The sequence below is a fragment of the Microbacterium sp. PM5 genome (assembly GCF_003293595.1).
Taxonomy (GTDB): domain Bacteria; phylum Actinomycetota; class Actinomycetes; order Actinomycetales; family Microbacteriaceae; genus Microbacterium.
Genome location: NZ_CP022162.1, coordinates 969,681 through 991,338 on the forward strand (window position 1 = coordinate 969,681; position 21,658 = coordinate 991,338).

Annotated in this window: 15 protein-coding genes; 12 read left to right on the forward strand and 3 right to left on the reverse strand. The window is 70.1% G+C overall.

The window, feature by feature from the left end:
- The first annotated feature begins 37 nt into the window (after positions 1 to 37).
- The 4 genes from leuS to holA all read left to right on the forward strand — a co-directional run bounded on the left by leuS (position 38) and on the right by holA (position 6,778).
- Complete coding sequence (gene leuS, locus CEP17_RS04865) at positions 38 to 2,620, forward strand: leucine--tRNA ligase (RefSeq protein WP_112931459.1); 2,583 nt, start codon at positions 38 to 40, stop codon at positions 2,618 to 2,620.
- Positions 2,621 to 2,704: 84 nt separating this feature from the next.
- The gene (locus CEP17_RS04870; protein ID WP_112931460.1) at positions 2,705 to 3,319 is read left to right on the forward strand and encodes a ComEA family DNA-binding protein; all 615 of its coding nucleotides are present in this window, start codon (positions 2,705 to 2,707) and stop codon (positions 3,317 to 3,319) included.
- Between the two features lie 80 nt (positions 3,320 to 3,399).
- A complete protein-coding gene (locus CEP17_RS04875; protein ID WP_239498589.1) occupies positions 3,400 to 5,682 on the forward strand; it encodes a ComEC/Rec2 family competence protein in 2,283 nt (760 codons plus the stop codon).
- 49 nt (positions 5,683 to 5,731) lie between these two features.
- Entirely contained in the window at positions 5,732 to 6,778 is a 1,047-nt protein-coding gene (holA, locus tag CEP17_RS04880) for a DNA polymerase III subunit delta (RefSeq protein WP_036315495.1), read from the forward strand.
- A 68-nt stretch (positions 6,779 to 6,846) separates the two neighbouring features.
- Here holA and rpsT read toward each other — a convergent pair whose 3' ends face one another.
- A complete protein-coding gene (gene rpsT / locus CEP17_RS04885) occupies positions 6,847 to 7,107 on the reverse strand; it encodes a 30S ribosomal protein S20 (RefSeq protein WP_036285140.1) in 261 nt (86 codons plus the stop codon).
- Between the two features lie 238 nt (positions 7,108 to 7,345).
- On the opposite strand from rpsT, the gene CEP17_RS04890 reads away from it, so the two are divergent.
- Positions 7,346 to 8,641: an MFS transporter gene (locus CEP17_RS04890; RefSeq protein WP_112931462.1), complete on the forward strand. Its 1,296-nt coding sequence runs from the start codon at positions 7,346 to 7,348 to the stop codon at positions 8,639 to 8,641.
- Here the strand turns inward: CEP17_RS04890 and CEP17_RS04895 are convergent.
- Together CEP17_RS04895 and CEP17_RS04900 are read right to left on the reverse strand one after the other, a co-directional pair.
- Positions 8,571 to 9,314, reverse strand: a complete 744-nt coding sequence (locus tag CEP17_RS04895; RefSeq protein WP_112931463.1) for an alpha/beta hydrolase — start codon at positions 9,312 to 9,314, stop codon at positions 8,571 to 8,573. The two genes, CEP17_RS04890 and CEP17_RS04895, sit on opposite strands and share 71 nt — an antisense overlap.
- 121 nt (positions 9,315 to 9,435) lie before the next feature.
- Positions 9,436 to 14,184, reverse strand: a complete 4,749-nt coding sequence (locus CEP17_RS04900) for an ExeM/NucH family extracellular endonuclease (RefSeq protein ID WP_112932870.1) — start codon at positions 14,182 to 14,184, stop codon at positions 9,436 to 9,438.
- A 306-nt stretch (positions 14,185 to 14,490) separates the two neighbouring features.
- Here CEP17_RS04900 and lepA point away from each other — a divergent pair, with 306 nt between their 5' ends.
- The 7 genes from lepA to CEP17_RS04935 are packed head-to-tail and all read left to right on the forward strand — an operon-like array spanning position 14,491 to position 21,620.
- A complete protein-coding gene (lepA, locus tag CEP17_RS04905) occupies positions 14,491 to 16,341 on the forward strand; it encodes a translation elongation factor 4 (RefSeq protein ID WP_112931464.1) in 1,851 nt (616 codons plus the stop codon).
- Positions 16,342 to 16,369: 28 nt separating this feature from the next.
- A complete protein-coding gene (locus tag CEP17_RS04910; RefSeq protein WP_039415905.1) occupies positions 16,370 to 17,020 on the forward strand; it encodes a DUF1990 family protein in 651 nt (216 codons plus the stop codon).
- Positions 17,020 to 18,237 (forward strand): radical SAM family heme chaperone HemW, encoded by a 1,218-nt coding sequence (gene hemW, locus CEP17_RS04915; RefSeq protein WP_112931465.1) that lies wholly within the window; start codon positions 17,020 to 17,022, stop codon positions 18,235 to 18,237. The genes CEP17_RS04910 and hemW overlap by 1 nt, the downstream gene beginning before the upstream one ends.
- A 58-nt stretch (positions 18,238 to 18,295) precedes the next feature.
- Positions 18,296 to 19,333, forward strand: a complete 1,038-nt coding sequence (gene hrcA, locus CEP17_RS04920; protein ID WP_112931466.1) for a heat-inducible transcriptional repressor HrcA — start codon at positions 18,296 to 18,298, stop codon at positions 19,331 to 19,333.
- A gap of 52 nt (positions 19,334 to 19,385) precedes the next feature.
- Entirely contained in the window at positions 19,386 to 20,495 is a 1,110-nt protein-coding gene (gene dnaJ, locus CEP17_RS04925) for a molecular chaperone DnaJ (protein ID WP_112931467.1), read from the forward strand.
- Position 20,496: 1 nt separating this feature from the next.
- Positions 20,497 to 21,249 (forward strand): 16S rRNA (uracil(1498)-N(3))-methyltransferase, encoded by a 753-nt coding sequence (locus CEP17_RS04930; protein ID WP_112931468.1) that lies wholly within the window; start codon positions 20,497 to 20,499, stop codon positions 21,247 to 21,249.
- A gap of 23 nt (positions 21,250 to 21,272) precedes the next feature.
- Positions 21,273 to 21,620, forward strand: coding sequence for an HIT domain-containing protein (locus tag CEP17_RS04935; protein ID WP_036315526.1), 348 nt, complete (start codon positions 21,273 to 21,275; stop codon positions 21,618 to 21,620).
- Positions 21,621 to 21,658 lie beyond the last annotated feature (38 nt).

The window sequence follows — 21,658 nt, forward strand, 5'->3', positions numbered from 1 at the left end:
CGCGTTCCCGAGCTTTCAGATTGGTCTTCCCCTTCCCATGAGCAGCCCCACAGACATCGCCACCGCCGCCGAGAACGGACCGTACGACGTGCACGCCGTGCAGGAGAAGTGGCAGCGCATCTGGGCCGAGAAGGACCCGTTCCGTGCCGGTGGCGAGGACGACACCCGCCCGCGGAAGTACGTGCTGGCGATGTTCCCCTACCCGTCGGGCGATCTGCACATGGGTCATGCGGAGAACTACCTCTACTCCGACATCGTCGCGCGCTTCTGGCGTCACCGCGGGTACAACGTTCTCAACCCGATCGGCTGGGACAGCTTCGGCCTGCCGGCCGAGAACGCCGCGATCAAGCGCGGCGTCGAGCCGCGCGGGTGGACCTACGGCAACATCGCACAGCAGCGCTCCAGCATGCAGCAGTACGGCGTCTCGTTCGACTGGTCGCGCGTGCTGCACACCTCCGACCCCGAGTACTACCGCTGGAACCAGTGGCTCTTCCAGCGGCTGTACGAGAAGGGACTCGCGTACCGCAAGGACGCACTGGTCAACTGGGACCCGGTCGACCAGACCGTGCTCGCCAACGAGCAGGTGCTGCCCGACGGGACGTCGGAGCGCAGCGGCGCCGTCGTGGTCAAGAAGAAGCTCACCCAGTGGTTCTTCCGCATCACCGAGTACGCCGACCGCCTGCTCGACGACCTGAACCAGCTCGAGGGATTCTGGCCGCACAAGGTGCTGCAGATGCAGCGCAACTGGATCGGACGTTCCGTGGGCGCCGACATCGACTTCGAGATCGAGGGTCGCGCCAACAAGATCACGGTGTTCTCGACGCGCCCTGACACGCTCTACGGCGCGACTTTCATGGTCGTGGCGCCGGATTCCGACCTCGCCGCCGAGCTCGTGTCCTCGGCATCCCCGGAGGCGCGCATGCGCTTCCAGGACTACCTCGACACCGTGCAGAAGACGAGCGAGATCGACCGGCAGACCGCCGACCGCCCGAAGACCGGTGTCTTCCTCGAGCGCTACGCGATCAATCCGGTGACGGGGGAGCGGCTGCCGATCTGGGCCGCCGACTACGTCCTCGCCGGGTACGGCCACGGCGCCGTCATGGCGGTGCCCGCGCACGATCAGCGCGACCTCGACTTCGCCCGCGCGTTCGACCTGCCCATCAAGGTCGTCGTCGACACCACGGCGCCGGTCACCGGCGCGATCCCCGTCATCGAGCTGGATGCCGAGGGCGTCCCGATCGATCCGGGCGCTCCCGGCATCGACGAGATCGACCCGGCGAAGACCGGCGTCGCCCTCACGGGCGACGGCCGCATGATGAACTCGGGCCCGCTCGACGGGCTGAGCAAGCGCAACGCGATCGCCCGCGCCATCGAGCAGCTGGAGGCCGCCGGCACCGGTCGCGCCGCCAAGACCTACCGCCTGCGCGACTGGCTCATCTCGCGTCAGCGCTACTGGGGGACGCCGATCCCGATGGTGCACACCGCCGATGGGCGCATCGTGCCCGTGCCCGACGAGCAGCTGCCCGTCGAGCTGCCGGCCATGGAAGGGCTGGATCTGACGCCGAAGGGCTCGTCACCGCTCGGCGCGGCGACCGGCTGGGTCGAGACGGTCGACCCCACCACCGGGGAGCCTGCGCTTCGCGACCCCGACACGATGGACACGTTCGTCGACAGCTCGTGGTACTTCCTTCGTTTCCTGACGCCGGGCGACACGACGCAGGCGTTCTCGTCGAAGGATGCCGACCGGTGGGGCCCGGTCGACTTCTACATCGGCGGCGTCGAGCATGCGATCCTGCACCTGCTGTACGCGCGCTTCATCACGAAGGCGCTGTTCGATATGGGCCTCGTCGAGTTCACCGAGCCGTTCTCGAACCTCATCAATCAGGGCATGGTCATCCTCGACGGCGCCAAGATGAGCAAGAGCAAGGGCAACCTCGTGCTCTTCCAGGACGAGCTGAACGCCCACGGTGCCGATGCGTTGCGGGTCGCGCTCGCTTTCGCCGGGCCGGTGGAGGACGACAAGGACTGGAGCGATGTCTCCACCACGGGCGCCGCGAAGTTCCTGGCGCGCGCCTGGCGCATCGCACACGAGGTCACCAGCGCGCCGGATGTCGTGTGGGCGGAGGGGGACCAGGCCCTTCGCCGTGTCACCCATCGCCTCTGGGCCGACGCCCCGGCGCTGATCGAGCAGACCAAGTTCAACGTGGTCGTCGCCCGCCTGATGGAGCTCGTCAACGCCACTCGCAAGACGATCGACGGTCCCGCCGGCGCGGGCGACCCCGCCGTCCGCGAAGCCGCTGAGGCGATCGCGATGATCCTCGACCTGTTCGCCCCGCACACCGCCGAGGAGATGTGGGAGCAGCTCGGTCACGAGCCGTTCGTCGGCCTTGCGACGTGGCGGCAGGCCGACCCGACCCTGCTGGTCGAGGAGTCGGTCACCGCGGTCGTGCAGATCGACGGCAAGGTGCGCGGCACCCTGACCGTGCCCGCGCGCATCTCGGCCGACGAACTCGAGGCGCTGGCGCGCGCCGACGAGAAGGTCGTGCGCTCGCTCGCCGGTCGCGAAATCGCCCGCGTCGTCGTCCGCGCCCCCAAGGTGGTCAGCTTCACGACCGCGTAGTCTCCTCCCCACGGCGGGAATCCGCTCCGCTCGTCCACGGATGCCGAGCGCGCACTGACCTCGGTGGCACGCCGATGGCACGGTGTGGAGGTGAGTTCGCCCGACATCGACCACGCGCCGCGCACCGCCGCGGACGCGCGTCGCACGCGGCGTCGGCGCGTCGGGGTCGGTGCGTCCGTCGTGCTGGTGCTCGTCGCCGCGGCGATCGCGGTGGCCGTCGGAGTTGTGCGGTCGGTGACGACCGCCGACGGCGGCGTCCCGCCGGCACCGGTGGAGATCTCGGCCGCGGCGCTCTACGTGCATGTGTCGGGCGCGGTGGGACGCCCCGGGCTCTACCGCCTCGACGGCGGGGCGCGCGTCGTCGACGCGGTTGCCGCCGCCGGGGGCTTCACGGAGGCCGCCGACCGCACCGTGCTCAACCTCGCGCGACCGCTCGTCGACGGCGAACAGGTGCACGTGCCGGAGGCGGGGGAGGCATCGACGCCCGGTGCGTCCGTCAGCGCTGACGGACGCGTCAACCTCAACACCGCCGATGTCGCAGCCCTCGACACGCTTCCCCGCGTCGGGCCCGCGATCGCCGAGCGCATCATCGCGTGGCGCGAGGAGAACGGGCGGTTCACGAGCGTCGACGACCTTCTGTCGGTTCCCGGCATCGGCGAGAAGATGCTCGCCGGCCTCCGGGACCTGGTGACGGTGTGAGCGGCGCCGCACCGGCGGCACCGCGCGCGAAGGGAGCCGGCCGGGGCGGGCGATCCGCGCGACGAAGGGATGCGCGCCTCGTGCCCGTCGCCGCCGGAGCGTGGTTGACGGCAGGCGTCGTCACCGGTGCGCCGGATGCCGCGGCATCCGCGGCCGTCCTGCTCTGGGCGATCGCTTTCGTCGTCCTCGTCGCGCTCGTGCGCCCTCGGCGCTGGGGTGGGTCCGGCGTGGCACGCGTCGCGCATGTGCTCGCCCACGTCGCCATCGTCGTGGGTGTCGCGGCGGGGGTCGCCTCGCATGTCGCCGCCGCGCTTCCTGCGCGCGCCGCGGTTGCGGCGGCCGAGGTTTCCGGGGGCCGCTCGCTGACGGTCGACGTCGTCGCCGTCGGGAAGATCGAACGCGGTGCTGCCGGCTGGCGATTCGATGCCGTACTGGAGCGGCTCGCGTACGGGGACACCGCGATCACGACGCCGGTGCCGGTGCTCGTGCGCACCGGCGATGTTCCCCCGGGACTCGATCTCGGCGCTCGCGTAACGGTGACGGGTACGGCGTGGACCACAGAGCCGGGCGAACGGGCCGTCCTCGTCATCGACGCATCCACGACACCGACCCTGACCTCCACGCCCACCGGCGTGCTTGCGCTGGCATCGCTGCTCCGCCACGGGCTCATCGCCGTCACAGCGGGCCTGCCCGAGCCCGGTGGCGGTCTGATCGCCGGCCTTGCGGTCGGCGACACCTCCCAGGTCTCTGACGGGCTGGATGCCGCGATGAAGTCATCGTCGCTGTCGCACCTCACCGCCGTGAGCGGGGCGAACTGCGCCCTTGTCGTCGGCATCGCCTTCGCTGTGGCGGCCGTGTGCGGAGCGGGGAGAGCCGTGCGCGTCGCCGCCGGGCTCGGAGCTCTCGTCGCGTTCGTGATCCTCGTCTCACCCGAGCCGAGCGTCGTCCGCGCGGCGACGATGGCCGCGATCGCCATGCTGGGCCTGCTGCTCGGCCGTATCGGGGCCGGGCTGTCGCTGCTGACGGCGTCCGTCGTGCTCCTGCTCCTTCTCGACCCGTGGCTGTCGCGCTCGATCGGGTTCGCCCTCTCCGTGGCCGCCACCGCCGCTCTTCTCGTGCTCGCCGGACCCCTCGCGGACGGCCTGTCGCGCTGGATGCCACGGCCCCTTGCCTTGGCCGTATCCGTGCCGCTGGCCGCACAGCTCGCCTGCGGCCCGATCATCGCGCTGATCTCGCCGCAGGTCTCGGTCGTCGGCGTCGCCGCCAACATGCTGGCTGCGCCGGCGGCGCCCGTCGGCACGGTGCTGGGGCTCATCGCCGGTCTGTGCGCCGGCATCCCGCTGCTGGGAACCGGGGTGGCGGCGCTCGCCTGGGCGCCCGCGGCGTGGACCGCGGCGACCGCGACGACCCTCAGCGCCCTCCCGGGCAGCGCGATCTGGTGGCCCGACGGTGTCGGCGGGTTCGCCGCACTGGGTCTGATCAGCGTGGCGGTGGTCATCCTGCTCGTGCGCTCACCGCGACCGGCACGGGTCGCTGCCAGTGCCGTGATCGCCGTCACGATCGTCATCGCCGCCGGCGCCGTCCCCGCCGCGCAGATCGGACTTCGTGCCCGCCTGCCCGAGGCCTGGGCGATCGCCGTGTGCGACGTCGGCCAGGGCGATGCGATCGCGATCCGCGCCGCCGGTCACATCGCCCTCGTGGACACCGGCCCCGATCCGCGGGCGCTCACGGCATGTTTGGAGACGCTCGGCGTGGAACGGGTGGATCTTCTCGTCCTCACTCACTTCGATCACGATCACGACGGAGGAACGAGCGCAGTCGCGGGGAGGGTCGACACCGTTCTGCACGGGCCGACAGCAGCACCCGACGACGAGCGCACCCTGACCCGATTGCGCGACGCGGGAGCGCGCCTCGTGCGTGCCGATGCGGGGATGACCGGCACGCTGGGAGACGCTCGCTGGCGCGTGCTGTGGCCGCAGCCGCGCACCGAAGCGGGAAACGACGGCAGCGTCGTGCTCGACATCGCCGGCCCGAGCGTGCCCCCCATGCTGATGCTCGGTGACCTGTCGGCCGAGGGCCAGCGACGCCTGATGGCGACGGCATCCCTGCGCCCCACCTACGCCGTCGTGAAGGTCTCGCACCACGGCAGCGCCGACCAGGAGCCCCGACTGTACCGGCGCGTGCGTGCGACGGTGGCGCTGATCTCTGTGGGAGAGAACACGTACGGGCATCCACGCAGCGAGACGCTTGCGATGCTCGCATCCGTCGGGGCACGGCTGGCCCGCACAGATCTCGAAGGGCTGATCATGCTGTGGACCGAGGCCTCGACCGTGCGGCTGTGGCACGAGAGGGAGCCTCCCTGAGTCCCGCGGGGCGGCATCGGTGTCGCACGCCGTCGGTAGGCTGGTGCTCATGCCGTCCGCGCCCCGCCGTCCCCCCTCGCGTGGGGGTGCGCGCGCCGCGTCGGCGATCCCGCAGATCTCCTGGCGGTCGCCGCAGCCCGCTCCCGTCGTTCTCGTGTCGGGACCGGAGGACGTCTGCGCAGAGCGCGCGACCGCCGGCATCCGCGAGTTCCTGCGCGCGGAGGACGCGAGCTTGGAGGTCTCCGACCTGCGGGCCGATGACTACGCCTCGGGAAGCCTTCTGACGCTCACCTCTCCGTCACTGTTCGGCGAGCCGAGGCTCGTGCGCGTCGGAGGCGTGGAGAAGTGCTCCGACGCCTTCCTGACGGAGGCCCTCGCCTACATCGAGGCTCCGCAGGACGGCGCCACCGTCGTTCTCCGCCACACGGGTTCGAGCGTGCGCGGCAAGAAGCTGCTCGACGCCATCCGCTCCGGCATCGGAGGCGGCATCGAGATCGCCTGCCCAGCGGTCAAGCGCGATTCCGACCGCTTCGACTTTGCGGCCGGCGAGTTCCAGGCCGCGCGCAAGAAGATCGCTCCGGTCGCCCTCCGTGCCCTCGTCGGCGCCTTCTCGGACGACCTCACCGAACTCGCGGCGGCCTGCCAGCAGCTCATCTCCGATGTGCCGGGCGACATCACCGAGCAGGTCGTCGAGCGGTACTACGGCGGCCGTGTGGAGACCTCGGCCTTCACCGTCGCCGATACCGCCATCGCCGGCCGCTACGGCGACGCCCTCGTCGCCCTTCGCCATGCCCTGGCCAGCGGAGCGGATCCGGTTCCGCTGGTCGCGGCGATCGCCTCGAAGCTGCGCACGATGGCCCGCGTCGCCGGCATCCGCGAGTCGTCCGCGTCGCTCGCGGCTCGACTCGGCATGAAGGACTGGCAGGTCGACCGCGCCCGGCGTGACCTGACCGGGTGGAACGAGGCCAGCCTCGGCCTGGCGATCCAGGCGGCGGCGCGAGCGGATGCCGAGGTCAAGGGCGCCTCGCGCGATCCCGTGTTCGCCGTGGAGCGACTCATCACGATCATCGCCACCCGGGCTCCCTACGGCGCCTGAGGCCGCACCGACGACGAAGGCCCGCCGCCGCAGATGCGGGGACGGGCCTTCGTCGATGTGGATGCGGCTCAGAGAGCGGCGACCTGCTTCGCGATCGACGACTTGCGGTTCGCGGCCTGGTTCTCGTGGATGACGCCCTTGCTCACGGCCTTGTCGAGCTTCTTGGACGCCTTCGCGAGCGCCTTCTCCGCGGCAGCCTTGTCACCGGCGGCGATGGCCTCGCGGGTGCGACGCACCTCGGTCTTCAGCTCGCTCTTGACGGCCTTGTTGCGCTCGCGCGCCTTCTCGTTGGTCTTGTTGCGCTTGATCTGCGACTTGATGTTCGCCACGTTCGACGGCTCTTTCGTTCGGTTTTCGATGGATGTGCCGGGGTAGCGGTAGAGGGACGCCTCCGGCGGCGTGCGGGGTGGGACCCACACGCAAGCCAATCACCGAGTCTATCAGGTCACCGCGCGCCGCCCCCGCAATGCGCCCGTTGCCGCACGGCATGCGGCATGATCGGATCGATCGGGCTCCGTTCCCGCTCGCCCCGTCCCCTCGACGACGCGCACCGACGAAGGAGTCGCCGTGACCGCAGCAACCCCGGGCCCGCACACCTCGGCGACGACGAGGCGCGCCGGGGCCGCATGGTTCACGTTCTTCACGCTCGCGTGGCTGGCGATCTGGACGGCCCAGCTGACGCCGCTGCAGCTGCTCATCCCCCTGCAGCTGAACACCCCCGGCGACGCGGACCGATGGATCTCGGGCGTCGTGTCGTCGGGACTGGTGCTGGCCGCGGGCGGCCTGGCGGGTGTCATCGCCGGCCCGCTCGCCGGCGGCATGAGCGATCGCACCCGCGGCGCCTTCGGCAGGCGTCGCCCGTGGGCACTCGGGGGAGTGCTGTTAGGTTCCGGTTCGCTTCTGGCCCTCGCCTTCGCCACGGATGCGTGGGGTGTGGCCGTCTCGTGGATCGGCGTGTCCGTCGGCGTCGCCGTGGCCTCCGCCGCCTTCACGGCGATGATCGCCGACCAGCTCACCGACCAGCGCGGTACCGCCTCCGCCGCGATCTCGTCGTCGCAGGCCCTCGGCATCGTCGTGGGCGTCGGGGTGATCGTCCTTCTCAGTCTCGGGGTGATCGCGGGCTACCTCGTGCTCGGCAGCATTCTGCTGGTCGCCGGTGGCCTCGGCGCGCTGATGCTGCCCGACCCGCCCGCACCGGCGGCCTCCGACACCGCGCGCACGCGTCTGAGCGCCGCGGAGCGTTTCGCCGTCTTCAGGGACAGAGATTTCGCCTGGATGCTGTGGGGGCGGCTCGTGGTCAACATCGGCAACGCGCTCGGCACGGGGCTTCTGTTGTTCTTCCTTCTCTACGGACTGCACCGCGATCCGACGGGCGCCCAGGACGAACTGCTCCTGCTCATCGTCGTCTACACCGTCTTCGTCGTCGTGGCATCCATCGTGGCGGGGGCGGTCTCGGATCGCACCGGACGCCGACGCGGCCTGACGGCCGCCGCTGCGCTCGTGCAGGGCGGTGCCGCCGTGATGCTGGCGGCGTTCCCCTCGTTCGAGCTCGCCCTGGTCGCGGCCGCGCTGCTGGGCGTCGGGTACGGCGCATACATGGCCGTCGGGCTCGCGCTCGGCACCGACCTCCTGCCGTTTCCGGAGGACAGCGCCCGCGACTTGGGCTTCGTCACCGTCGCGGCGAGCCTGGGGCAGTTGCTCGGGCCGCTGGTCGGCGCCGGACTGGTCGCCGCCGTCGGGGGATTCTGGCTGCTGTTCCTGGGCAGCGCCGTGCTGTCGGTGGTCGGCGGACTCATGACCCTGATGGTGCGGGCGGAGCCGCGGCATCCATCGTCGCCAGCGCCACGTCGATCACGGCGTTGAAGACTCGTGGGCGCATCGCGGTGACCAGGTGCGACGTCCGTGGCACCACGATGAGCTCCGCGCCCGGGACGCGAGACGTGAACAGCCGCTCGTTGATGCGCAATTGGTCGAACTGCCCGTTCACGAACCATGTCGGTATCCGGATGCGACCGAGCGCGCCGAGCAGATCGAGCACCGACAGGCTGCGCAGCGCCGTGTCCTGCGCGTCGTACGCGTAGCCACCGGCGCCGAAGTCGGCGCGCGTCTCGGCGGGCAGAGTGCGGTCGAGCACCCACTCCGCGATCGGGGCACCACGACCGGGAAGCCGATCGAACCCGCGGGCGAGCGAGCGGTAGGTCTGCAGCGCCACGCCGCGCGGGATGGCGGTGCAGGATGCCGCGATGAAGGCGTCGACCGGCGGGCGGTCCGCACCGCCGACGTACTCGATGGACACGAGACCACCCATCGAATGGCCGACGAGCAGCACGCGACCGCGTTCAGCGGCATCGCGCACGGCCCGGTCGATCGTCCCGAATGCGCCCTCGAGCGTGAACTGCTCGGCCATCCGCGCACCGTGGCCCGGGAGGTCGAGCGCGACCGCGTCGATACCGCGGCGCTGCAGATGTTCGACCTGGGCACGCCACATCGTCGCCGAGGTACGGATGCCGTGCACCATCACCACCGTCGTCGCCACACCCGCCAGCTTACGGAGCGACGGCACCGCCGGGGCCGAGCACGGCGCAGGCCCCGGACACCCGCCGAAGCGGGGCCGGGGCCTGTGGGGGAGCGGACTGCCGAGGCAGCCGCCCGCTGCGTCAGCCGATGGTCACACGGCGGCGGCGCGTCATCGCCAGCAGAAGCCCGGCGACAAGCAGGAGCGCGCCCCCGAAGGCGAGCCCCCACGGAAGCTCCGCACCGGTGGTGGCCAGTGTGCCCTCACCGACGACCTGCAACGGCAGGTTCAGGACCACCCGGCCGTCGGCACCCAACACGATGAGGTGGTGGGTTCCGAGCGGCAGCGACTGCGGAACGTTCACCGTGAAGGTGACGCGACCGTTCGCATCGGCGGCGGGGATGCCCGTGATCACGATCGGGTCGCTGTTCAGCGTGGCCACGACCTGCTCGAATGCGCCGAGGCCGGTCAGGGTCACGGTGAACGAAGACCCGCGCTCGATCCTCCCGTCCGCAGACAGGCCCGTGCTCGACGCACCCACCGTCACCCCGCCGGTTGCCGGCAGCGTGCTCGTCGGAGAGGGCGACGGCGCCCCGGTCGGCGACGCGCTCGGCGTTGCCGTCGGAGTCGCGGTCGGAGTCGGCGACGGGGTGGTGTCGCTGACCAGGACGGAGCGCCCCACCGACGACGGGGCGATCGGCTTGATCGCCTTCGCGTACGCAAGGGTTGCGTCGAGGTCGACCTGACCGGTGTCGGTGCGGTTCGTCCCCTGGGCGAACGGGGTGAAGCCGTCTCCGCCGTTGGCGAGGAACGAGTTCGTCACCACCGTGAAGGTGTCGGCGTCGGTAATCTTCTTTCCGTCCAGCGACATCGACACGATGTGTCCCGACCGCGAGGCCGTCTGACCGGCGGGCGGCGCATCCTCGGTGTACTCGTAGGTGAACCCCTTCGAGACACCCAGGTGCAGCTTGGGACGGTCGCCCGTCGCCTGCCACTGGCGCGTCAGGATGTCCTTCAGCTGGGCACCCGTGAGCGTCACCGTGACGAGCGTGTTGGCGAAGGGCTGCACGTCGGCGAGCTGCTTGTAGGTGACGGTGCCGTCACCCGTGTAGCGCAGGTCGGCGCGCAAACCGCCCGGGTTCATCAGCGCGATCTGCGCCTTCGTGCCCGCGTAGGCCGGGTTGGTGCTGGTGGCCCAGAGATAGATGTCGGCGACGGTGTTGCCCATGGTCGACTCGACTCCACGGTCCGACCCGCTCGTGCCGCCACGCAGGATGTTGGCCGTGATGGCACCGACCGGCTGGGCGCCGATCGTGTTTGCCTGGGCCGTGAAGCCGGCGACCATCGAGGCGACCGCCGCGTCGGCCGGGTAGGCCTTGGCGAGCGTCTGCGTGGATCCGGTCGCCGACACCAGCTCGTGAGCGTCGGTGTCGTACGTCAGCGAGAGCTGGCCGAGCGCCTTGCCGTACTCGGACGCCTGGATGACGGGACGCAGCTTCCCACTGGAGCCCACCTGCACGTTGCACGCGTAGGTCTGGTGGGTGTGCGCCGACACGATGGCGTCGATGTGGGCCGACGCTCCGCGGATGAGGGTGCCGAAGTCCGACGGGTCGGTGGCGACCGCATCGCACTGGTTCGACACCGACGACCCGGAGTGCGTGAGCAGCACGGTCACATCGGCGAGGTCGCCTGCGGCGATCTTGTCGGCGACGCGGTTGGCCGCTTCGAGCTGGTCGCCGAAGTCGATGTCCTTGATGCCCTGCGGATCGACCATGCGTGCCGTGTCGGTGGTGACGGTGCCGATGAAGGCGACGCGCACGCCGTCGAGTGTCTTCACGGTGTACTCCGGCAGCGCCGGCGTCTTCGTACCCTTCTGGTAGACGTTGGCACCGAGCGCGTAGGGCGAGCCCGCCGCGATCTGCTCCGGCGTCACGTTCGACGGGTCGGTGTTGCCACCGAAGCGCGGAAGCACCCGGTTCTTCAGGTCGGCGAAGCCGCGATCGAACTCGTGGTTGCCCACCGCCGACACCTCCAGACCGGATGCCTTCAGGGCATCGATGGTCGGGGTGTCCTGTTGGATCAATGACGTGAACGTCGAGGCCCCGATGTTGTCGCCGGCCGAGACCAGGAGCGTGTTCGGGTTCTGCGCCTTCTTGGCCGCGACGGCGCCGGCGAGGACGGCAGCGCCCCCTTCACCCTGCGATCCGGCCTCGATACGACCGTGGAAGTCATTGATCGTCAGGATGTCGATCGTCGTCGGTGCGCTCTTACGGGCCGACAGACCGACCTTCAGCGGATCGTGGTCGCTCGAGCGGTACGGGCCGTCCTGCCAGAACAGCGTGCCGTGGTTGTTGTAGCGGCTGTACTCCAGCGCCACCGACTCCCCGGAGTTGATGTTCCAGACGTCGCCGCCCGTGACGCGCTTCCAGGCCGCGGCGTTCAGCAGCACGTGGTCGAGCGAGCCGGAGAGGCCGTCGAACGAGTACGTGGAACGCCCCACCTTCAGCGCCGACTCGGCATCCGTGTAACCCTCGTCGTAGAGGACCTTCAGCGGGTCCTCCTGGGTGTAGGAGTTGAAGTCGCCGACGAGCACCGCCGCTTCTCCGTTCGCGGTGAGGGAAGAGACCCAGTCGCGCAGCGCGCTCGCCTGCGCGACCCGGGCCGGGTTCCACGCCCCCTGTCCGTCCTTCTGGTCGGCCTGCGCGCCGCTGGCGCCGCTGGAACCCTTGGACTTGAAGTGGTTCACGACGAAGAGGAACGGCTCGCCGCCACCGGCGGGCGCGAACTTCTGCGCGATCGGCTCGCGCGCATTGTCGAAGGCCTGTCCGGATCCCGACTGCGTCCCGAGCGCCAGAGCCTCACCGACGGGTGCGACGCGGGCGGGCTGGTAGATGATCGCGTTGCGGATGACGTCCTGCTCGGATGCATCGGGCAGCTGCGCGGATGCCGGGACGTACGCCCACTTCTCACTTCCGGCAGCGGCGTTCAGCGCCGCGACCAGGGTCGCGACAGCCTTGTCGGGCGTCGACGGCGTCGACTTCGCCGAGTTCTCGATCTCCATGAGCCCGACCACCGAGGCGTCCAGTGTGTTGATCGCCGAGACGATCTTCGACTGCTGGCGCGCGAGGTCTGCGGCACCCCAGGCTCCGCGGAGGTCGCAGCCTCCCCGGACGTTCGTGCCGACGCCGGCACGGTCGGTGTACGGCTGGCAGGCCGCGTCGGACGAGCCGAGCGTCGTGAAGTAGTTCAGCACGTTGAACGAGCCCACGCTCAGGTCGCCGCCGACGGGGGCAGGAGCTGCGGTACGCGGGTTGGTGAAGCTCGCCTGACCCTGCGTCTTGCCGTCGCCGGCGAGGAAGGTCACCGGGTTCAGCTTCCACGCGTTGTTGCGGTAGTCGAGCACGAACGAGCCGCTCAGGGACGCGGTGGCGCCGACGACGACCGGCTTGTCGAGCGAGACGTACGCCGGCGTCAGGTCTCCGTTCAGGAGCGCACCGGTGCCGTTGTTGGCGCGCGCGGCATAGTCGAGCGAACCGCCGTCGTCGAGGACGACGCCGCGGGCAAGGTTGTCCGCCGCGGCCACGGCGGCCTCGGCGCTGCCGGGGCGGGCGACGTCCGTCGGCTGACGGAGCACGCCGGTGCCGGCGGCAAGACCCACTTCACCGTAGCGGTTGGTGTTGTTGGTGTTGGTCACCGTGAAGGTGCCGGTGACGCTCACGAGCATCGACTCGAGGCTCTCGCGCTGGGCGATCGAGGCCGGCCACGTCGTGAGCACGACGGGCTTCGGGGCCGCAGCCGCATCGATCTTGCGAGCCGCGCCCGTGTCGACCGCGAGCTGGGTGAGGCCGTTGAACTCGGATGCCTTACCGGTGACGCGGACAGTGTCTCCGAGCGCGACCTCGTTGGCGACGGCCGGGGTCTTCGCGTAGACGAAGATAGCGTCGGATGCCGTGTGGGCGCTCAGATCGATCGCGCCGCCGGTCCCGGGCGTCTGGATGACGTAGCCGTTGTAGCCGCCGGTCGCATACTGAGCGGTGACGACGCCTTCGGTCGTGACGGTCTGGCCGTTCAGCGGGGTGCTGTCGCCGGAGCCTTGGATCGCCGCGATCGGTGTGATCGTCTCGGTCCCGGGGGTTCCCGTCGAGGTCGGCTGCGGCGTCGGGGTGGACGTCGTCGTGGGCTCGGGAGAGGGAGACGCGGTGCCGGTCGGCGCGGGCGTCGGCTCCGTGCCCGCACCGGAGTTCTGCGGAGTGGGGGCGCCCACGGCGAAGTCCGCGCTGTTGACGGCGGTGTTGGTGTGCGACGCGTCGCGCGAGATGCTCGTCGAGTTCTCGGTGCCGGGAGCGGGCGAGCCGGCTGCGGGGGTCGCGGATGAACCCCAGGCGACGTAGTCGACGACGTCGGCGTCGCCGGGTGAGGTGACGACGGTGGAGCTCGAGACGAGCGCGACCTTGCCGGCCGTGCCGCTGAGGGCGAGCGAGCCGACGGCATCCGGCGTGGGAAGGGGAGTCGTCCCCGCCTGCCCCTTTGCCTCCTGGACGAGGAACGTGCGTCCGGCGGGGATGGTGCCGCTCAGCGCCTGCGCCGAGAACTTCTTGTCGCCGCCTGCTGCGGCGTACTGCAGCGTCCAGCCGTCGAGGCTGACCGGCGCCGACGAGACGTTCACGAGCTCGACGAAGTCGTGGGTGTAGGTGGCGCCGGAGTTGCCGCCCCCGCCGTACACCTCGTTGATCAGCACGGCGGCGTTCGGCGAGACGGCCGCCTGAGCCGGAATGGTCGCGAATCCCGCGCCGCTGAGGGCGAGGGCTCCGGCGGTGATGGTGGCGACGATCGCGCGCCTGTTCCGCCTCTCGGCGGTGGGACGCGTGGCGTCCCGTGTCGGATCTGACACGTGTTCTCCCTGGTTTCGCATGCAACAGCGGACAGCCGCATACACGGCGGTCCTCTTCGGTGATTGAGTGCCGATGATGAGGTGGCTGTGAGACGAAAAGGTTGCACCGAAGTGAACGCCGCACGACATCCGGTCCCATCGAACGTGAGATCGAGCTTCCGTGGCGCGGATCGCGGCGGCAAGAGAAAGGGCGGTTAACTCTTTCTCATCCGGCGCAGCCCTGGCGCGTCGCGTGAGGGAGAGGCTAAAGTCCCGCGCGCGGTCGCGCGGGGCCCGCCCTGCGGACGCCGGTAGACTGCACGGGACATGTCACCCCGCGCCCTGAAGCCTCTCGAGCCGTCTGCGACCCCTCCAGAGCTGATCCGCAATTTCTGCATCATCGCCCACATCGACCACGGCAAGTCCACGCTGGCCGACCGCATGCTGCAGATCACCGGTGTGGTCTCGGACCGCGACATGCGTGCGCAGTACCTCGATCGCATGGACATCGAGCGCGAGCGCGGCATCACCATCAAGTCGCAGGCCGTCCGCATGCCCTGGGCCACCGCCGAGGGCACCTTCGCACTGAACATGATCGACACACCCGGCCACGTGGACTTCACATACGAGGTCTCGCGCTCGCTCGCCGCCTGCGAAGGCGCCATCCTCCTGGTCGACGCCGCGCAGGGAATCGAAGCGCAGACCCTTGCGAACCTCTACCTGGCGCTGGAGAACGACCTCCAGATCATCCCGGTTCTCAACAAGATCGATCTGCCCGCCGCCGATCCCGAGAAGTACGCCGCAGAGCTTGCGAACCTCATCGGCGGCGACCCCGCCGACGTGCTGCGGGTGTCGGGCAAGACGGGCATGGGGGTGGAGGAGCTGCTCGATCGCATCGTCGAGCGCATCCCCGCCCCGGTCGGGGACGCCGCGGCCCCGGCGCGCGCCATGATCTTCGACTCGGTCTACGATGCCTACCGCGGCGTGGTGACGTACGTCCGCATGGTCGACGGCAAGCTCGAGCCGCGCGAGCGCATTCAGATGATGTCCACGCGCGCGACGCACGACCTGCTCGAGATCGGTGTCTCCAGCCCCGAGCCGGTTCCGACCCGGGGCCTCGGCGTCGGCGAAGTGGGCTACCTGATCACCGGCGTGAAGGACGTGCGCCAGTCGAAGGTCGGCGACACGATCACCAACCACCGCAAGCCCGCGAGCGAAGCCCTGGCCGGCTACACCGACCCCAAGCCGATGGTGTTCAGCGGGATCTACCCGATCGACGGCAGCGACTACGCCGACCTGCGTGAGGCGCTGGACAAGTTGAAGCTGTCGGACGCCTCGCTGCAGTACGAGCCGGAGACCTCCGTCGCCCTGGGCTTCGGATTCCGCTGCGGGTTCCTGGGCCTGCTGCACCTGGAGATCATCACGGAGCGCCTGTCGCGCGAGTTCGGCCTCGACCTCATCACCACGGCACCCTCGGTGACGTACGAGGTCACGACCGACACGGGCGAGTCGGTCACGGTCACCAACCCGAGCGAGTACCCCGACGGGCGCGTCGCGAGTGTCTCCGAGCCGGTCGTCAAGGTCGGCATCCTGTTGCCCAAGGATTACGTGGGCACGGTGATGGAGCTCTGCCAGCAGCGCCGCGGAACGCTCCTCGGCATGGAATACCTCAGTGAGGACCGGGTCGAGCTGCGCTACAACATGCCGCTCGGCGAGATCGTCTTCGACTTCTTCGATCAACTGAAGTCCAAGACACAGGGCTACGCGAGCCTCGATTACGAGCCCGCCGGATCCCAGGAGGCCGATCTGGTCAAGGTCGACATCCTGCTGCAGGGTGAGAAGGTCGACGCGTTCAGCTCGATCGTCCACCGCGAGAAGGCGTACGCGTACGGCACTCTGATGACCGAACGCCTCCGCAAGCTCATTCCGCGCCAGCAGTTCGAGGTGCCCATCCAGGCCGCCATCGGCGCACGCATCATCGCGCGCGAGAACATCCGAGCCATCCGCAAGGACGTTCTCGCCAAGTGCTACGGCGGCGACATCACCCGTAAGCGCAAGCTGCTGGAGAAGCAGAAGGAGGGCAAGAAGCGCATGAAGATGGTCGGTCGTGTCGAGGTGCCCCAGGAAGCCTTCATCGCCGCGCTCTCCGGCGACGTCGAGGGCAAGGACAAGAAGTAGGCAGGACGCCCCGGTTAGGCTGGACATCATGCGTCGCGGAAGCTTTCAGGACGACACGGTCGACTATGCCGCCGTCGGCGCCACGCAGGCGCACGACCTCATGAGCTATCCGCCCGAGAACAGCGTTCCGGCGGAGGACTCCTGGCTGCTCGGCAGCGGGCAGGCGCGCTTCGAGTCATCGGCCGACGCGCTGCTCTCGTGGACGGCGCTGCGCGGTGCGGGGCTGGAGATCTCGGACGTGCGTCCGGCTGCCGGCCCGATGTACACGGGAGTCGGCTACGACGTCGACGGCAATCCGACGGTGGCGAGCCGCATGGACGCCGATCAGCGGTTCGACGCCGACGGCACGCCGTACGTCGCGGCCGGAACGACCGTGCGGGTGCGGGGACATGTCAAGGGCATGAACGCGGACGGTGAGCTGCGCGTCATCTACGCGATCGAAGAGCCGCGACGCGTGGGGTTTGCTCTCGGAACCGTCGGGGACTCCGTCGTCAGCGGCGAGGAATCGTTCGTCGTGACCTGGGCGGACAACGACGAAGTCCGGTTCACGGTGCGCGCTTTCGACCGTCCCGTCGCCACGCTCTACCGCGTCGTTCCGGCTCTGGTGAAGCGTCGCCGGCGCGAGCTCTTCCGCGGGTACCTGCGCGCCCTCTCACCGCTGTACACGACGCCGGCCTGATGGGCTCCGCCCTTCCTCTCGGCGACCCCGCTCCGATCGACGGCGCGCTGCCGTCTGACATCGTGATCGATCCGGTCCGTGATTTCGGCGTGTACGTGCACGTGCCCTTCTGCCGCGTGCGCTGCGGCTACTGCGACTTCAACACCTACACGGCCACAGAGCTGCGTGGCGCTCGCCAGGACGCGTACGCCGACGAGGTTCTCCGCGAGATCGAGCTGTCACGGGGCGTGCTGTCACAGCAAGGGCCTCTGCGCGCGGCATCCACGGTGTTCTTCGGTGGCGGCACACCCACCTTGCTGCCGGCGGGGGATCTGGCCCGGATGCTCGACGGCATCCGCTCGGCCTTCGCGCTGACGACCGATGCCGAGGTCACCGTCGAGGCCAATCCCGATACCGTGACCGTCGCGATGGCTCACGAGCTCGCCGAGGCCGGCGTGACCCGCATGTCGATCGGCATGCAGTCGGCCGTGCCGCATGTGCTGGCCGCCCTCGACCGCACCCACGACCCCGCCTCGGTGCAGACCGCGGTCCACGCGGCACGCGCGGCGGGCCTGGATGTGAGCGTCGATCTGATCTACGGTGCACCGGGGGAGTCGCTGGACGACTGGCGCCGCTCGATCGAGGCAGCCGTGGCGCTGCGACCGGATCACATCTCCGCGTACGCGCTCATCATCGAGGAGGGCACCAAGCTCGAGCGCCAGATCCGCCGCGGCGAGCTCGCCGCACCGGATGACGACCTCCAGGCCGACATGTACGAGCTGGCCGACGCGACGTTCGCCGCGAACGGATTCGGCTGGTACGAGGTGTCGAACTGGGCGACGGACACCGCCCACCGCTCTCGCCACAACCTCGCATACTGGCGCGGCACGGATTGGTGGGGCTACGGGCCGGGGGCGCACAGTCATGTCGACGGACTGCGATGGTGGAACGTCAAGCACCCCGCGGCATACGCACAGCGCCTCGCCGCCGGCACCTCTCCTGCGGCTGCTCGCGAGCGCCCGGATGCCGCCGCACGGCGACTCGAGGACGTCCTGCTGCGCTCGCGCATCGCGGAGGGCATCGCGGTGGCCGAGCTGACCGGCGAGGGCCGCCACGCGGTGGCCGCGCTCATCGCCGATGGGCTCATCGAGGGATCATCCGCCGTGCGCGGGCGCGTCGTCCTCACTCGCCGTGGACGTCTGCTGGCGGATGCCGTGGTGCGCGCCCTCACCGCCTGAGCACACGATCGCGGTAATATTGGCACTCGATCACCCTGAGTGCCAATAAGGAGGAGCGATGGTCTCGGAACGCGGCCTGCAGGTCCTCCGCGCGATCGTGCAGGACTACGTCGACACCCACGAGCCCGTCGGCAGCAAGGCGATCGTCGAACGGCACCAGTTCGGCGTGTCCGCCGCGACCATCCGCAACGACATGGCGCTCCTGGAGGACGAGGAGCTCATCGCAGCGCCGCACACATCCTCCGGACGCGTGCCCACCGACAAGGGATATCGCGTGTTCGTCGACCATCTCGCCGAGCTGCGCCCGCTCTCGACGGCGCAGCGTTCGGCGATCTCGTCGTTTCTCACCGACCCGGGCGACCTCGACGAACTCTTGATGCGCACCGTGCGCGCCCTCACACAGCTCACCGGCCAGGTCGCCATCGTGCAGTACCCGTCATTCGCCCGCGCGAACGTCACTCACGTCGAGTTCGTGCACCTGGGCGGAGCACGCGTCGTCGTCATCGTCGTCACCGACACCGGCCGGGTCTCCCAGCGCGTGGCCTTCCTCGCCGAGGAACTCACCGAAGAGGCCGCCCAGCAGGTCAAGACGGCGATCTCGCGGCTGGTCACGGGCAAGCCCGTCGCGGAGGCTGCGGCCGCGATCGTCGAACTCTCGGCGTCAGCCCCCGACGGCACCCGCATCGATGCCGCGCTGCGCACCGTCGCGCGGATCGTCGGCGAGGAACTGGAGGACTTCCGCCAGGACCGGCTCGTGATGGCCGGGAGCGCGACACTCGCGCGGCGCGAGAGCGACTTCCGCGGGAGCATCTACCCGCTGCTGGAGGCCATCGAGGAGCAGGTCACCCTGCTGCGTCTGATGGGCGAGATGGTCGCCGACGACCAGGGACTCGCGGTGAGCATCGGCCGGGAGAACGAGCCCTTCGGGCTCACGGAAGCCTCGGTCCTCACGAGCGAGTACGACGCGACGGGTGCACGCGCGCGCGTCGGCCTCCTCGGCCCCACCCGAATGGACTACCCCACCAACCTCGCGGCGGTCCGCGCCGTCGCGCACTATCTGAGCCGACTGCTCGACGAGGACGACACGTCCCGCTGAGCGATCCGCTCCCGAACACCGACCCGCGCCCGCAAGGGCAGGAAAGGCGATTGTGGCCGACCACTACGAAGTCCTGGGCGTATCCCGCGATGCGAGCCCCGACGAGATCAAGAAGGCGTATCGGCGTCTCGCGCGCGAACTGCACCCCGATGTCAACCCGGGAGCGGACGCGTCCGAGCGCTTCAAGCTCGTGACCCACGCCTACGACGTCCTCAGCGACCCGGAGCAGCGCCAGCGCTACGACATGGGCGGCGACAGCTCGCCCTTCGGCGGAGGCGGCGCGGGTTTCGGCGGCTTCGGCGACATCTTCGAGACCTTCTTCGGCGGCGGCGGAGCGCGCGCCGGCCGGCCGCGCTCGCGCCGTGAGCGCGGCCAGGATGCGCTGGTACGGGTGACCCTCGATCTCGGCGACGTCGTGTTCGGGACCCACCGTGACATCGAGGTCGACACGGCGGTGCTGTGCGAGACGTGCCAGGGATCGTGCTGCCAGCCCGGGACGCAACCGGCGACCTGCGACATCTGCCACGGATCCGGTCAGGTGCAGCGCACCGTGCGCAGCCTCCTCGGCAACGTCGTCACCTCTCAGCCCTGCACCACCTGCCAGGGCTACGGCACCACGATCCCTTACCCGTGCGCGAGCTGCCAGGGCCAGGGCCGCGTCCGCGCGCGGCGGACGGTCTCGGTCGACATCCCCGGGGGCGTCGAGACCGGACTCCGCCTGCAGCTGCCGGGCTCCGGGGAGGTCGGCCCCGCGGGCGGTCCGAACGGCGATCTCTACCTCGAGGTCACCGTCGCGACCCACGAGGTCTTCAGCCGGGAGGGCGATGACCTGCTCGCCACCCTCGAAGTGTCGATGCCCGATGCGATCCTCGGCACGCACACCACGATCTCCTCGCTGGACGGCGACGTCGACCTCGAGGTGCGCTCCGGAGTGCAGTCCGGTGACGTCCTGACGATCAAGGGCCGCGGCATCACGCCCCTGCGCGGCGGCACCCGCGGCGACCTGCGGGTCGGCGTGCAGGTCGTCACGCCGACGAAGCTCGACGCCAAGGAGCGCGCACTCATCGAGGACTTCGCCAAGCGGACGAAGGCCCCGGCTCCCCGCCTGGCGCAGTTCCACCAGGGCATGTTCTCGAAGCTGCGCGACCGGTTCCGCGGCTGAGATGGCTCTGCACTTCCTCGTCGACGAGCCGTCGGCGGACGGGCCCGCCGTCGCCGACGCCGCTCCGGGCGACGAGATCATCATCGCCGGTGCCGAGGCTCATCATGCGGCGGTCGTGCGTCGCGTCCGCGTCGGCGAAGAGGTGACGGTGGGCGACGGTGCCGGCGTCTGGCTCACCGGTGTCGTCGCGGCATCCGCACCCAAACGCGTCGCGGTGACGGTGACCGCCCGCACCGTCGCCGCGCCACCCAGCCCGCGCCTGGTGCTCGCTCAGGCGCTTGCGAAAGGCGACCGCGACGAGCTCGCGGTGCAGGCGGCAACCGAGCTCGGCGTCGACGAGATCGTGCCGTGGCAGGGCGCGCGCAGCGTATCGCGCTGGAGCGACGATAAGGCCATCAAGGGCGTCGCACGCTGGCAGAGCATCGTCCGCGAAGCCGCCAAGCAGGCGCACCGCCCGTGGGTTCCACGCGTGTCGGCGCCGGTGTCCGTCGCCGGCCTCGCCGCACGTGCCGCGGACGCGCGCGTTCTCGTGCTGGAGCCCACAGCCGCCACGGCCTTGAGCGCCGTCCCTGTGGCCGACGGCGCGGAGATCGTTCTCGTCGTCGGCCCCGAAGGCGGCATCGCTCCCGACGAACTCGACGCGCTCGCGGATGCCGGAGCCATCGCCGTCCGCCTCGGCGACACGGTGCTGCGCACCTCCACCGCGGGACCGGCTGCCCTCGCCGTGGTCAACGCCCGCCTCGGCCGCTGGTGATGGGCGCTGACTACACTCGGAGTATGAGCGAACCGTCCATCTTCACGCGCATCCTGGAGGGCGAGATCCCGGCCGAGATCCTTGCCGAGACCGAGAACGTGTTCGCGATCCGCGACATCGCACCACAGGCACCGGTGCACCTGCTGGTGATCCCCAAGAGCGCCGCCTACCGCGACGTCGTCGAGCTCGCCGCATCCGACCCGGCTCTCATGAGCGAGATGGTGGGGCTGGCGAACACGCTCGCCGCCGAACACGCCGACGGCGACTTCCGCCTCGTGTTCAACACCGGTCCGGCCGCCGGCCAGACCGTGTTCCACGTCCACGCGCACGTGCTCGCGGGAGGACTGGACGAGGGGAGCCTCGGTGGCTGATTCCACCGACGACGCGAACGCGACCGCACCCGCCGTCG

Coding starts and splice junctions, on each gene's coding strand:
- leuS (WP_112931459.1), top strand. CDS start 38: ATGAGCAGCCCCACAGACATCGCCACCGCCGCCGAGAACGGACCGTAC.
- holA (WP_036315495.1), top strand. CDS start 5,732: ATGCCGTCCGCGCCCCGCCGTCCCCCCTCGCGTGGGGGTGCGCGCGCC.
- lepA (WP_112931464.1), top strand. CDS start 14,491: ATGTCACCCCGCGCCCTGAAGCCTCTCGAGCCGTCTGCGACCCCTCCA.
- CEP17_RS04910 (WP_039415905.1), top strand. CDS start 16,370: ATGCGTCGCGGAAGCTTTCAGGACGACACGGTCGACTATGCCGCCGTC.
- hemW (WP_112931465.1), top strand. CDS start 17,020: ATGGGCTCCGCCCTTCCTCTCGGCGACCCCGCTCCGATCGACGGCGCG.
- hrcA (WP_112931466.1), top strand. CDS start 18,296: ATGGTCTCGGAACGCGGCCTGCAGGTCCTCCGCGCGATCGTGCAGGAC.
- CEP17_RS04930 (WP_112931468.1), top strand. CDS start 20,497: ATGGCTCTGCACTTCCTCGTCGACGAGCCGTCGGCGGACGGGCCCGCC.
- CEP17_RS04935 (WP_036315526.1), top strand. CDS start 21,273: ATGAGCGAACCGTCCATCTTCACGCGCATCCTGGAGGGCGAGATCCCG.